General features: G+C 75.8%; 10 protein-coding genes. 1 reads left to right on the forward strand and 9 read right to left on the reverse strand.

The window, feature by feature from the left end; all coding sequences use genetic code 11:
• Positions 1–125 precede the first annotated feature (125 nt).
• On the reverse strand, positions 126–1,241 hold the full coding sequence (locus O4J56_RS22700) for a serpin family protein (protein WP_270688492.1): 1,116 nt from the start codon (positions 1,239–1,241) through the stop codon (positions 126–128).
• 375 nt (positions 1,242–1,616) lie between these two features.
• Here O4J56_RS22700 and O4J56_RS22705 point away from each other — a divergent pair, with 375 nt between their 5' ends.
• Complete coding sequence (locus O4J56_RS22705) at positions 1,617–2,420, forward strand: DUF3159 domain-containing protein (protein ID WP_270688494.1); 804 nt, start codon at positions 1,617–1,619, stop codon at positions 2,418–2,420.
• Positions 2,421–2,634: 214 nt separating this feature from the next.
• On the opposite strand, the gene O4J56_RS22710 is transcribed toward O4J56_RS22705, so the two are convergent.
• From O4J56_RS22710 to O4J56_RS22745, 8 genes are all read right to left on the reverse strand, one after another.
• Entirely contained in the window at positions 2,635–3,723 is a 1,089-nt protein-coding gene (locus tag O4J56_RS22710) for a LacI family DNA-binding transcriptional regulator (RefSeq protein WP_270688495.1), read from the reverse strand.
• 150 nt (positions 3,724–3,873) lie between these two features.
• Complete coding sequence (locus O4J56_RS22715) at positions 3,874–5,670, reverse strand: glycoside hydrolase family 35 protein (RefSeq protein WP_270688496.1); 1,797 nt, start codon at positions 5,668–5,670, stop codon at positions 3,874–3,876.
• Entirely contained in the window at positions 5,624–6,904 is a 1,281-nt protein-coding gene (locus O4J56_RS22720; RefSeq protein WP_270688497.1) for an MFS transporter, read from the reverse strand. The genes O4J56_RS22715 and O4J56_RS22720 overlap by 47 nt, the downstream gene beginning before the upstream one ends.
• Positions 6,901–8,385, reverse strand: a complete 1,485-nt coding sequence (locus O4J56_RS22725; RefSeq protein WP_270688498.1) for a GMC family oxidoreductase — start codon at positions 8,383–8,385, stop codon at positions 6,901–6,903. The genes O4J56_RS22720 and O4J56_RS22725 overlap by 4 nt, the downstream gene beginning before the upstream one ends.
• Positions 8,385–8,840, reverse strand: a complete 456-nt coding sequence (locus O4J56_RS22730) for a hypothetical protein (protein ID WP_270688500.1) — start codon at positions 8,838–8,840, stop codon at positions 8,385–8,387. The genes O4J56_RS22725 and O4J56_RS22730 overlap by 1 nt, the downstream gene beginning before the upstream one ends.
• Entirely contained in the window at positions 8,837–10,387 is a 1,551-nt protein-coding gene (locus tag O4J56_RS22735; protein WP_270688502.1) for an aspartate aminotransferase family protein, read from the reverse strand. Before O4J56_RS22735 ends, O4J56_RS22730 begins: the two co-directional genes overlap by 4 nt.
• Positions 10,380–11,777 (reverse strand): NAD(P)/FAD-dependent oxidoreductase, encoded by a 1,398-nt coding sequence (locus O4J56_RS22740; protein ID WP_270688503.1) that lies wholly within the window; start codon positions 11,775–11,777, stop codon positions 10,380–10,382. Before O4J56_RS22740 ends, O4J56_RS22735 begins: the two co-directional genes overlap by 8 nt.
• Entirely contained in the window at positions 11,774–12,853 is a 1,080-nt protein-coding gene (locus O4J56_RS22745) for a glycosyltransferase family 2 protein (protein ID WP_270688505.1), read from the reverse strand. Before O4J56_RS22745 ends, O4J56_RS22740 begins: the two co-directional genes overlap by 4 nt.
• Positions 12,854–13,077: the final 224 nt, after the last annotated feature.

Consider the following 13,077-nt stretch of genomic DNA (forward strand, 5'->3'; position numbering starts at 1 on the left):
AACGGACACGATAAGCCCGACTTCCCCGAGATCAACGAGGGGGCGGCGGTGCGGGGGTGTTGTCCGGGGGCCGAGGGGAATGGCGCCAGCGGATGCGGCCCGGCCTTCGGCGTCTCCGGGGCCGGTCAGGTGGCCGGGCCCGGGTCCTCGGGCTCGGTGATGCCGCCTGCGAACAGGGCGGCGCCGTTGCGGCGCAGGATGAACGCGAACGGGCGGTCCGCGATGAACTCTTCGGGCCGGGGCGGCGGGGCGAGTGAGGCCGTGCGCATCACGACCGCCGTGGCCGCCGCGCCCTCGGCGCCCTTCTCGTCCACGCGCAGGCGCGCCTGGTGCACCACCTCGTCGATGAGCAGGCGGCGGTCGACGATGCCGGACAGGTCGCTGTCGCCGGTGAACACCGTTGGGGCGCCCGCGTCGGACAGGGCCGACGACAGCAGCGAGCGGCCGGTGATCTCGAACCGGGGCAGCGCCAGGCGCACCTGGGCCGGGGTGGCGGACGCGTACAGGCGCTCCAGGACGGCGGAGGAGGGCAGCGGCGCGGTGTCGGCGTCGTCGGCCCTCTCGGGCGGCAGGAGCACGTCGAGGTAGAGGCCCTCCCCGCCGACGAGGGTGGCCATGGCCCAGCCGTCGGAGCGGGCGAGGGGCATCTCGCCGCGGCGGTGCATCATGGGGGTGTCGACCGGGCCGCCGGGGGCGTGGAAGCGGGCGGGTGCGGTGGCGCCCGGGTCGAAGGGGACGGTCCACGACAGGCGGACCCACAGCGCGTTCAGCAGCATCGCCTGGGTGGAGGAGGCCACGTCGCCCGGCTGGAGGAGTTCGGGGATCAGGCCCCGGGTGAGTTCGCCGACCTCGGTGTTGGCGGCCTTGCGGACGCCTTCGGGGTCGTTCGCGAAGTCGGCGGTGCGCACCGAGGACGCGCGGCGGCCGGCGAGGCGCGCGGAGAAGCCGGGGTCGACCTTGAGGCCCTCGCGGATCCAGAGGGAGGTGGCCGACTCCAGTTCGGGGGCGCCGGTGCCGCCCGGTTCGAGTGCCTCGGCCAGGGCGTCGAGGTGCCCGGTGAGCCCGGCGCCGAGCAGGGCTTCCAGCTCCGAGCGGGTGCGGCCCCGGGTCCCGGTGGCGACGAGCCCCAGCGCCTCGCCGACGGAGAAGGGCGACCACACGCGCGAGCCGCCGCGCAGGCGGGCGTCGAGGGTGAGCGCGAAGGACAGGTGGTCGGGGTGGAGCGGGGTGCGTCGTCCCATGCACTGCCTCCAGGGGCCGGGTCCGCGGTCTGCGGCCCACAGTAGGCGCCGGTCGACGGGATGTCACAGGGGGCAGGTCCGGGAGTGTGCGAGGGTTCCGTCCGCTGGGACGAGCACCGTTCGGAGGCCCGGGCGGGGTCGGAGACGGTCCGATCGCGCAGTCGGCTCGGAGGGCGCGGGGGCACCGTTGGCCCTGGACCCGCCCCGACTCCGGGGGCCTGGCTGGAGCGCTGCTCGTCCGCGGCGGCCGAAGGGGTGCCCGATGACTGCGGTCGTGTCCGTGGTACGCCGGGTGGAACCCGGGCGGGGCCGCCGTGCGTTGCCCTAGGGTGGGGAGGCGACGAGCAGGAGTTTCGCAGGACGGGCGGGAGCCGTATGACCGAGCAGCAGCGGGCGGTTGACGACGCCGGGCAGGACCGGGAGGACGAGCCCGGCCCCGCGGGCTCCGAGGACCGCGGGGAGGTGGGCCCCTCCGGCGCCTCGAAGCCCTCCGAGGTCTCCGAGGGCACCGTCGAGGCCGTCGTCCGCGCCCAGCTGTCCAAGGCGCTCGGCGGCAAGCGCGGGATGGTGGAGGCGGCGATCCCCACCCTCACCTTCACCGTCGCCTACCTGGCCTCCCAGGAGCTGAAGCTCGCCCTGGGGCTGGGCATCGGCGCCGCCCTCGTGCTGGGGGCGGTGCGGCTGGCGCAGCGCTCGTCCGTCCAGTTCGTCTTCAACAGCGTCTTCGGCATCGCCATCGCCGCCGTGTTCGCCCTGCGCAGCGGGGACGCCGAGGACTTCGCGCTGCCCGGGATCATCTACAACGCGGCGTACGCGGCGGTGCTGACGCTGAGCATCGTGATCCGCTGGCCCGCGGTGGGCCTGCTCATCGGCGCGGTCACCGGCGACCCGACGGGGTGGCGCGCCAACGCCGCGGTGGTGCGGCTGAGTTCCCGCCTGACGTGGCTGCTGGTGCTGCCCTGCGTGATCCGGGTGGCGGTGCAGCTCCCGCTCTGGGCGGCCGCCAAGTACGACATGGCGAACACGTTCGCCTTCCTGGGCATCGCGAAGGTGGCCATGGGCTGGCCGCTGCAGGTCGCGGCGCTCGCGGCCATGGTGTGGATCCTGGCCCGGGGCAGGACGCCGATGGAGGATGGTGTGGGCCTGGAGCCCGCCGACGGCCGGACCACGCGGGACTGACCCCCGCGCACCGCCAGGGCGGGGGAGGACTCCGGGCGGGACCTGGAGGTCGCGCGGACGGACGGGCGGACCGCAGGGGTCCGGCCTCGTCGACTCCGCTGCCGACCGCCGCCCCTGCGTCGTTGATCTCGGGAAATGCGCCCCTAAAAGCGGCCCGGTAGCGTCGTTTCTCCCGAGATCAACGTGGGGCACGCCCGCTTGGCCGCGCGCCTTCTCAGGGGGTCCGGGGCGGTCCCGTGCTGCTGCGGACGACGAGTTCGACCGGGAGGACCACGGGGTCCGCGGCGTGTCCGTCCGGGCCGTCCGGCCGGTCGGCGCTGTCGATGCGCTCCGTGAGCAGGCGCAGCGCCCGTGCGCCGAGGGCGGCGAAGTCCGTGCGCACCGTCGTCAGCGGCGGCAGGAAGTGGGCGGCCTCGGGAATGTCGTCGCAGCCCACCACGCTGACGTCGTCCGGGACCCGGCGGCCGGCCTCGTACAGGGCGCGCAGCAGCCCCAGCGCCATCTGGTCGTTGGAGGCGAAGACGGCGGTGGCCTCGGGGTCGTCGGCGATGCGGCGGCCCAGCGCGTAGCCGGAGTCCGCGCTCCAGTCCCCGGCCGCCGACGGGGGCACCGGAGCCCCCGCCTCCTCCAGGGCGGCCCGCCACCCGGCGGCCCGGCGGTCGGCCGCGGCCCATCCGGACGGTCCCGCGATGTGGTGGACCGTCCGGTGCCCCAGCCCGAGCAGGTGCTCGGTCGCCAGGCGCGCGCCGGTCGCCGAATCCGCCATCACCCACGGGCTGCCGTCGCCCGGGTCGCTGTCGACGGCGACGACCGGGCCGTCCAGTCCCGCCCGGCCGAGGGTGTCGCCGACCTGTTCCTGGGGGGCGATCACGATCACCCCTTCGGCGCCCTCGGACGACAGCCGCCCGGCGGCCCTGGCCACGGTGCCGGGGTCGGTGGAGTCCAGGGCGATGGAGCTGACGAGGTAGCCCTCCTCCTGGGCGCCGGCGTTGACGGCGGCGAGGATCGACGCCGGGCCGAAGCGGGCGGCGTCGAAGGAGATCACGCCGAGCATCCGGGTCCTGCCGCTGGCCAGGGAGCGGGCGCTGCGGCTGGGCCGGTACCCGAGGGTGCGGATGGCGTCGGTGACGGCCTCGCGTGTCGACGGGCGCACGGCGGGGTGCCCGTTGAGGACGCGGGAGACCGTCTGCTTCGACACCCCGGCCATGCGCGCGACGTCGTCCATGACGGGTCGGGCCCCGGCGAAGCTGCGCCTGCTGCGCCCCTTGGGCGCGGGTGTTCCGGCGGCAGCGCTTCCGGTCATGGCGGGTGCGTCCTCCTCCTCAGGCCCCCGGCGGCGGTCGCCGGGGCACGCGCCCACACAGGATAGGGCCGGTCAGGTGGCCCATCCGCCGGGGGCCGGACCGGGAGGAGGAGGCCCGGCCGGGGGAGGCCCCGGCCGGGCGCCGCCGCGTCAGTGCGGTTCCGGGCCCAGATCGGGGGTGTCGGTGAGGCGCGCCGTCAGGCCGGCCGAGCCGTGCAGCTCCAAGAGGACGAGGTCGTTCGCGCCGGTCCGCAGCACCGGGCCCGGGACGTACAGGGTCCGCTGCGGTCCGCGCCGCCAGTACCGGCCCAGCGCGAAGCCGTTGATCCACGCCAGCCCCTTGGTCCATGCCGGGAGGGCGAGGAAGGCGTCGGCGGGGGCCTCCACCTCGAAGGTCCCGCGGTGGAAGGCCGGGCCGACGCCCGTGGTGCGCCCGGTCGGCACGAAGGCGGACGCCTCAGGGGCGTCCGGCGGCAGGGAGCGGCAGGTCCAGGGCCCCAGCGGAGCGCCCTCGAACGAGACGGGGCCCAGCAGGCCCTTGCGGTCCCCGATGCGCGGCCCGTAGTTGGTCCCGCCCAGGTTCTCCACCAGGACGTCCAAGGCGGCCCCGGCGCGGGGGACGCGGACGGTCAGCGCGTCCTCGGCGCGCTCGCGTTCCAGCACCCCCGCGGGGGCGCCGTCCACGAACACCTGGGCGCGGTCGCCGACGCCTCCGGAGAAGCGGAGCACCCCGTCGCCCGCCGCCGGCAGCTCGGCCCGGTAGAGCGCGAATCCGACGGGGGAGCCCAGCCGGTCCATCGGCAGCGGGTCCCCCTCCGCCACGGGCGGGCCCAGCAGGGCCTCGGCCGCGGCGGCGGAGGCCGCGTCGGGTGCGGTGCCCGGGAGGAGCGGCGCCCACCGGTCCAGGACGACGTCGCGCGGGGCGAGCTTGGCGGCGGGCTCCGGCGGGGGCCCGTCCGGAACGGGTGCGTGGCGGGCGATCACCTCGCGGAAGGCGTGGTACTTGGGCCCGGGGTCCCCGTGCTCGGTCAACGGTGCGTCGTAGTCGTAGGAGGTGACGGTGGCCGCATAGGCGTGGTCGTGGTTGGCCCCGTTGGTCAGGCCGAAGTTGGTGCCGCCGTGGAACATGTAGATGTTCACCGACGCCCCGGCCGACAGCAGCCGGTCGAGGTCGTCGGCCGCGTCCGCCGCGTCCCGCACGTGGTGCGGTCCGCCCCAGTGGTCGAACCACCCGATCCAGAACTCCGCGCACATCAGTGGGCCCTCCGCGCGGTGCTCGCGCATCCGGGCCAGCGCCCGTTCGACCCCGCCGCCGAAGGTGCCGGCGGCGAGGACACCGGGCAGGGCCCCGGCGGCCAGGTGACGGGGATCGGCCTGGTCGCAGGTGAACAGCAGCTCCCGGACGCCGCGGCCGCGCAGCGCCTTCTCCAGGTGCTCCAGGTAGGCCCTCTCGTCGCCGTAGGCGCCGTACTCGTTCTCCACCTGGACCGCGATCACCGGGCCGCCCGCCTCGGCCATGTGCGGCAGCAGCGGCGGTAGGAGGAGGTCGAGGTAGGCGTCGACGGCGGCGGTGAAGCGCGGGTCGGTGCTGCGCGGCCGGATGCCGTCGTCGGCGGTCAGCCAGGCGGGCAGGCCGCCGCCGTCCCACTCGGCGCAGATGTAGGGGCCGGGCCGGAGCAGCACGTGCAGGCCCCCGGCGGCGGCCAGCCGCAGGAAGCGCGGCAGGTCGAGGATGCCGTCGAGGTCGAGCGGCGCGGCGGGCCCGGGCTGGTGGAGGTTCCAGGGGATGTAGGTCTCGACCGTGTTCAGCCCCATGAGCCGCGCCTTGCGCAGGCGGTCGGCCCACTGGTCCGGGTGGACGCGGAAGTAGTGGAGGGCACCGGAGATGATCCGGAACGGCTCACCGCGGAGGAGGAACCCGTCGGCCGTCGTCGTCAGTGCGGGCATGGGGCGGCCTTTCTTCGGTCGTGTCGCGGACGGGGGAGTCGGGGCGGGCGGGCCGGGTGGCGCGCAGGAGCCAGAACGTGGCCGCCAGGCACAGGCCGGAGACCGCGCCCAGGATCAGCGGGACGGCCTGCACACCGGACCACTCGATGGCCCGGCCCAGGGCCGGCCCCGCGGCGACGCCGCCGACCATGGACGCCGCGATCACCAGGGCACCGGCCCGCCGCGCCTGCGGGGCCGCCCTGTACAGCCAGGTCAGGCCGGTCGGGAAGATCGGCGCGATGAACAGCCCCACCCCGGCGTAGGCGAACGGGGCCAGCGCGGGCACCGCCGCGGCCAGCAGGCACACCGTCATGCCCGCGCACGACCAGCCGATGATGGCCTGCGGGGAGAAGCGCAGGGCCAGCGGCGCCACCAGGAACCGCCCCACCGTCATCGTCAGCCAGTACACCGAGGTGGCGGTGGCCGCCGCGGTGGCGGTGTAGCCGACCGCCTCCAGGTGGGTGGGCTCCCACCCGCCGACCCCGGCCTCGATGCCCACGTGCAGCACGTACAGCGCGACGAAGACCGCGACCACCGACACCAGGCTGCGCCGCCGGGCCCGGGCGCGCGCAGCGTCGGCCTCCCCCTCCGGCGGCGGGGGCGCGTGGTCGCCGATCCCGCGCAGGAACAGCAGCAGCGGCAGGTTGGCCGCCGCGAACGCCAGGAAGACGACCGGGTAGCGGTCTGCGCCGACCGCGCCGATCACCGCCGGGCCGAGGATGGCGCCGATGCCGAAGTGGGCGTTGAGGACGTTGAGCATCGCCGTTGACCGTTCGCCGAACCCGACGGTGAACAGCCGGTTCAGCCCGTAGTCGACGCCGCCGAAGCCGAGCCCGGCCAGCAGCGCCATGGCCAGCGCGGCGGGCCAGGTCGGCGCCCAGGCGAACCCGGCGGCGCCCACCGCCATCAGCAGGTAGGACACCGCCAGCACCCGCCGGTTGCCCTGGCGCAGGTGCAGCGCGTCGAACAGCAGCACACCGGCGACGCCGCCGATGAAGTGCGCGCTCAACCCCAGACCGGCCGCCGCGGGCCCCAGGTCGAACTCGCGGCGGAAGCCCGGGATCGCCGGCCCGTACAGGGCCTGGAGCGCCCCGATGAGGACGAACCCGGCACAGGAGGCGACCACGGCCGCCGGGCTGAACAGGGGCCGCGCCGTGGCGGACGGCCGTGGCGGGCGGGGGGCGGGTTCGGTCATCGCGCCTCCAGGTGGCGGCCCACGATCCCGTGGGCGAAGGACATGATCGTGCCCTGCGGGCTGACGCCCGGGGCTCCCGGCAGGACGCTCGCGTCGCACAGGTGCAGGCCGCTCCACCCGTGGACGCGTCCGGCCTCGTCGCACACGCCGCCGCGCTCCGGCCGGGCCATCGGGCACCCGGACGTGGCGTGCACGGACACCAGCTCCCAGTCCCCCGGGCGCACGCGCGCGCAGTACTCCTCGGCGTCCGCCGCCGACCTCAGCGGCGCCGCCGAGCCGGTGGGCGGCAGGAGTTCGACGGCGCCGGCGGCGAACAGCAGGCGCGCCGTGCGGCGGAAGGCCAGCCGCAGCAGGTGGTGGTCGGCCCGGGTCATCCCGTGGCGGAGCAGTGGGCTCCCGCCGACCGCCGAGACGATGCCCGCGGGCCCCTGCATGCGCACCTGCGTGGTGAACACGGCCAGCCGGTCCTGCGCGGCGAGCAGGGCGTCGACCTGGCGGGGGTCGCGGGAGGCCAGGGCCGCGCCGAGGCCTCCGGGCGTCAGGTTGGACGGCATGACCAGGACGCCCAGGCCGCCGTGCTCGTGGACCTGCGCGGTGAACATGGTGCCGCGCGCGGCGTCCACGGTGTCGGGGAAGCGGGCGATGGTGCGCAGGTTGAGGTGCAGCTCGATGCGGCGGCCCGCGGTGCGCGCGTGGATGCCGCTGCGCCGCAGCAGCACGGGGGTGCCGATGGGGCCCGCGGCGAGGAACACGGTGCGGGGGCGGTAGCGGACACGGCGGCCGGTGGCGGTCTCGACGGCGTCGACGGAGCGCACCCGGCCCCCGCCGTGCCCGATGCGCAGCGCGCGCGTCCCCGGGACGATCCGCGCGCCCACGGCCTCGGCCTGCGGGAGGTAGGTCAGCGCGGTGCTCTGCTTGGCTCCGCTCGGGCAGCCGGTGGCGCACTGGTTGCGGTGCAGGCACCCGCGGACCGCCCGCTGGGGGTGCTGCCACCGCCAGCCCAGGGACTCGGCGGCCTCGGCGAGCAGGCGCGAATCCCGGTTGCCGTCGCCGTGCCCCTGGACGGTCATGCCCAGGCGGGTGCGGACCTCCTCGAACCGGGCGGCGACCTCGGCGGGGCCGTGGCCGCCGTACCCGGACCGGGCGGCCCACCGCTGCAGCACCGCGTCCGGCGGCGCCCACAGCAGGCCCCCGTTCACCACGGTGGTCCCGCCGACCGCGCAGGCCTCGCCGAAGGCGATGGTGGGGGTGCCGAAAACGGCGGTGGCGCCCGCGTTCCGGTAGAGGCGGCGCATCGACTCGGCCGGGCTCGCCTCGGCCAGCTCCCGGGTGCCCACCCGCGGCCCCTCCTCCAGGACGGTGACCGACCGGCCGGCGCGCGCGAGTTCCAGCGCCGCCACGCTGCCGCCCGCGCCCGACCCCACGACCAGCGCATCGCAGTCGACCTCGGCCGCGGGGCGGGCGGTCCGTCCGAGCCGCATCACCGGGCGCCTCCGCGGGACGGCGCGCTGCGCACCGGAGGGGCCGCCCCGACGCGCACCGGGATGCGCACCGGGCCGGGCGCGGGCCCATCGCCCGCGCCGTTCCGGGGGGCGTCGGCCGGGACCGCCCCGTCCAGGGCGCCGTAGAGCGCCAGGGCCGTGGTCGCCCGCAGCAGTTCCCCGTACCCGGGCACCGACCGCAGCCGGCGCAGGCCCGCAAGGGTCTGCTCGGGGGTGGCCCGGCGCGGGCCCCGGCCGGTCGCCGCGAAGAACACCGCGGGGAACGCCGTCAGCGCCGCCGCGGCCCCCCACCGGTAGGCGAGGGGCATGCGGTCGAGGCTGCCGCCGGTGTGGACGACCGCCCTGCGCAGCGCGGGGCGGTCCCGCATCGCCGCGTACACGCGCCCCCAGCAGGCCGGGAGGCCGGAGGCGGCCAGGTTCCGGGCGGCCCTCACGAGGACGCCTTCTCCCGGACGAGCCCGGCCAGCAGGCGGGCGGGGCCCCGGCTCAGGACCTCGTCCAGGGCGTCGAGGAACAGGTCCGCCTCGTCGGGCTCGGCGACCAGGGGCGGGGACACGATCAGCGCGATGCGCCGGTTGGACCCGAAGAAGGTGAGCACGCCGTGGTCCCGGTACAGGGCGGCGACCACGGCGCCGGTCAGCAGCTTCGACACGGCCTGGGGGTCCCCCGCGGCCGACGGCAGGACCTCCCTCCACGCGTCGGGGACGCGCGGCCCGGGCGTGAGGAAGACGCCGTGCAGCGCGCCGCGCCCGGCGACGCGGCGGACGAGGCGGGGATGGCGCCGGGCGATCCGGGCGAGCCCGGACTCCAGGCGCGCGCCGAGCGCGCGGGCCCGGCCGGGGAAGTCCTCCTCCACGGCGACGGAGACGGCCTCCATGGCGGTGGCGGTCTCCTCGCCGAACCCGTAGTAGGTGGTGCTGTGCAGGGTGGCGTCGGCGAGGTTGTCGTAGGCGGCCCGGAACACCGGCTCGCGGGCGATGTACCCGGAGATCGACGACTTTCCGCCGCCGAAGGACTTGGAGGTCGCCACCACGTCGGGCACCAGGCCGGGGTGGTGCATGAAGTGGAAGAGGGCCCCGGTCTTGCCCCAGCCGGTGTACACCTCGTCGAAGACCAGCACGATGTCGCGCTCGGTGCAGGCGCTGCGCACCTCGTGCAGGAACTCCGGGGAGCACTCGCGCAGGGAGGAGGCGCTGAACGGCTCCAGGACGACGGCGTAGACGTCGCTCTCGCCGCGGGGGCCGGTGTGCCGCTCCAGGGCGGTGAGGAAGGAGGCGGTGTCGTCGTAGGCGAAGGCGTCGGTGCCGGGGATCCTCGGGTAGGGGAAGTGCACCTCCGGCGAGGCGGTCAGGCTGCCGGCGCCCAGGAGCTTGCCGTGGAAGGCGATGTCGGTGTGCAGGACCGTCCCCCGGCGGCCGCCGTGGTACTTGTAGGCGAGCTTGACGGCCCCCTCCACGGCCTCGGCGCCGGAGTTCGGGAAGTAGGAGACGCTGAGGTCGCCGGGGAGCAGCGCGGCGAGGTTGTGGCCGAGCGCGGCCACGTAGGGGGACAGGTAGTTCTTGTGCACCTCCATGCGGCGCCGCTCCTGGAACCGGCGGCGCGCGGCGAGGATGCGCGGGTGGTTGTGCCCGTGGTTGAGCACGCCCACGCCGCCGGTGAAGTCGAGGACGCGGCGGCCGTCGCGCAGGTGGATCCAGGCGCCCTCGGCGTGGTCGACCAGGTCGCGTCCGAAGCCGAAGGTGCCGATGAGGGAGACCTGGCTGCGGCTGACGTGGGCCCGGTACAGCTCGTGCACCTGCGCGGTGTCCATCGCCTCGGCCTGCTCCACGGTGATCAGCTCCGAGGCGGACGGCAGGGGCGGCCCACCCGGCGCGGAGGGTGGAGCGGCGGAGGGTGCGCTGGACGGCGCGGGCGCCGGGGAGGGCTCGGGGGGCTCGGCGTGCGGCCCCGGGGCCGGGCCGGTCGTCGTCGGTTCAGTCATCGTCGCTCCCGGACGTGGCGAGGCGGTCGGCGATCAGGAGTCCGGCCCGGCGGCCGTCGCGGACGGCGTAGTTGGTGCCGCGGTCCTCGGGGAAGACCTGGGCCATGCCGCACAGGTACAGCCCCGGCACGGCCGACTCCACGGCGGGCGCGCTCCGGCTGTAGCCGGGGGTGATCACCGGCTGGGCGTGGTCGGCCCGCCACACGTGGAACCGGTCCACCCAGTCGCGGCCGAAGGCGGGGAACATGCGCCGGATGTGCGGCAGGCTGTACTCGAAGACCTGCTCGTCGTCCATGCGGTACAGGTCGGCGTCGGTCGGCAGGTACTTGGACAGGTAGACGACGTGCCGACCGCCGTAGCGCTCGGGCCGGTCGAGGTTGGTGTGCTCGATGACCCCCACGTAGGGGAAGCCCGGGTCGTTGACGTTCAGCCAGTAGGTCTCGGACAGGCGGCGGTTGTTCTCCAGGACCAGGCAGATGTTGCCCAGGTAGTCCACGGCCGACCAGCGCCGCAGCAGCTCGGGCACGGCCGGGTGGTCGGCGCCGGGGTGGTCGAGCAGCCGCGCCGCCAGCTCGGGCGCGGTGGTGGCCAGGACGTGCCCGGCCGGGTGGAACACCCCGTCGGCGCTCACCCCGCGGACCCGCCCCTCCCGGATGTGGACCGCGTCGGCGGCCGTGCCGGTGCGCACGTCGGCGCCGAGGTTCTCCAGGCGCCGCCGCAGGGCGGTGAGGACCGCGTCGCTGCCGCCCTTGATGTAGTAGAGGGTCTCCTTGCCGGAGCGGGTGCGGCTGCCGCCGCGCAGGTTCAGCTTCGTCCACATCCAGGTGGCGCCCACCCGGTCGGCGTAGGCGCCGAACTTGCCCTCCAGCAGCGGGCGCCACACGACCTCGTAGACGCGGCGCCCGCCCAGCGCCACCAGCCACTCCTCGGCGGTGCGCGACTCCAGTTCGCGCCAGTCGCGCACGCGCCGGGCGCGCAGGGCGAGCAGGCCCAGCCGGAAGCGGTCGGCCAAGGGGAGCGGGGCGAAGCGCAGCACGTCCAGCGGGGCGGACAGCCGGTACACCGCGTTGGCGTAGTACATGCCCGTGCGCGTCTCGTGGGCTTCGAGGCGGTCGGCGATGCCCAGGCTCTCGCACAGGCGGATCATCTCGGTGTCGGAGGAGAACCAGTGGTGGTAGAAGCGCTCCAGGCGCCGGCCGTCCCCGACGTCGAAGCTCGCGGCGAGTCCGCCGACCTGGTCCTCGCGTTCCAGGACCCGGACGGAGTGCCCGCGCATGGCGAGTTCGAGGGCGGCGGACAGGCCGGTGAAGCCGCCGCCGACGATGACGGTGTCCACGGGGTCGGCGGTGCGCTCCCCGGCGGGCCGGAACGCGGTCTCCAGCTCGGTCACAGCGCGGCACCCCCGTTCGCCGCCCGCTTCGCGGCGCTGACGGTGCCGGTGGCTCCGACGGCGCCATCGGCGGCGGCCGTGTCGGCGGCACCGGCGGCGCTGATGGAGAGCCCGGGAAGGGCGGATCCAGGCGGGGCGGAGGCCGGGGGAGCGCTCCCGCCGAGCGTCCGCTCGACCACGTAGTCGGGCCGGTCCTGGACCTGGCGGAGGACCGCGTGCAGGTACTCGCCGACGAGTCCGAGGGCCAGGGCCTGGGCGCCGAAGGCGCCGGAGCGCGCCAGCACCCGCGGGTCGCGCCGGACCGCCGCCGCGGCCAGGCCCCCGGCCAGCACCGCCGCGCCCAGCCAGGAGGTCAGCCGCAGCGGGGCGGCGGAGCCGTCGAGCAGGCCGTTCCGGGCCAGGGCGACCATCTTGCGCAGCGTGTACTTGGTCGATCCGGCCTGTCGGGCGTCCCGGTCGTAGGACAGGTGGGCCTCGGGCAGCCCGAAGGCGCTGATGCGGCCGCGCAGGTAGAGGTTCTTGTCGGGGGAGGCGGTGAGCAGGGCGACGACCCGGCGGTCGAGGAGGCGGAAGTCGCCGGTGTCCAGGGCGGGGTCATGGTCGGACACGGCGCTGAGCAGGCGGTAGAAGGCGTAGGCGGAGGCCTTCTTGAAGGCGGTCTCGCCGTCGCGGCTGCGGCGCCGGGCCGACACGACGGACCAGCCCTCCCGCCACAGCGCGGCCATCTCCGGGATGAGTTCGGGCGGGTCCTGCAGGTCGGCGTCGATGAGCACGACCGCGTCGCCCGCCGCCGTGCGCAGACCGGCCAGGCAGGCCGCCTGGTGGCCGAAGTTGCGGCTGAGCTTGACGGCGCGGACCGAGCGGGACCGCTCGGCGAGGCGGCTCAGGGTCTCCCATGTGCCGTCCGTGCTGCCGTCGTCGACGTAGACGATCTCGTGGTCGTAGGAGAGGAGCCGGGAGAGGACGGCGGTGAGCCGCACGTGGGTGCGGTCCAGGACCTCGGCCTCGTTGTAGCAGGGGAGGACGGCGGTGATGAGGGGACGGCGGTCATGGGGAAGTCGGATGTCCCGCGGCACGGCGGACCTTTCGCGTGAGGGCGCGGTGGGATCGGTGGCGGCGGCGCGTAGGGCGCGCGAGGGCGCGGCACGCCGCGGCACGGCGAAACACGTCGATGCACTCGGGCGGGAGGACGGCCTCTCATGGAAGCGGAGCGGGGCGCTGCCCGGACACCGGTGATTGTTACCGGTAACTGATCAGAGCGTCAACGGCCCCGGGGCGTGTGGCAGGTGCACCTGCCACA

This window comes from Nocardiopsis endophytica (assembly GCF_027706725.1).
Taxonomy (GTDB): Bacteria; Actinomycetota; Actinomycetes; order Streptosporangiales; family Streptosporangiaceae; genus Nocardiopsis_A; species Nocardiopsis_A endophytica.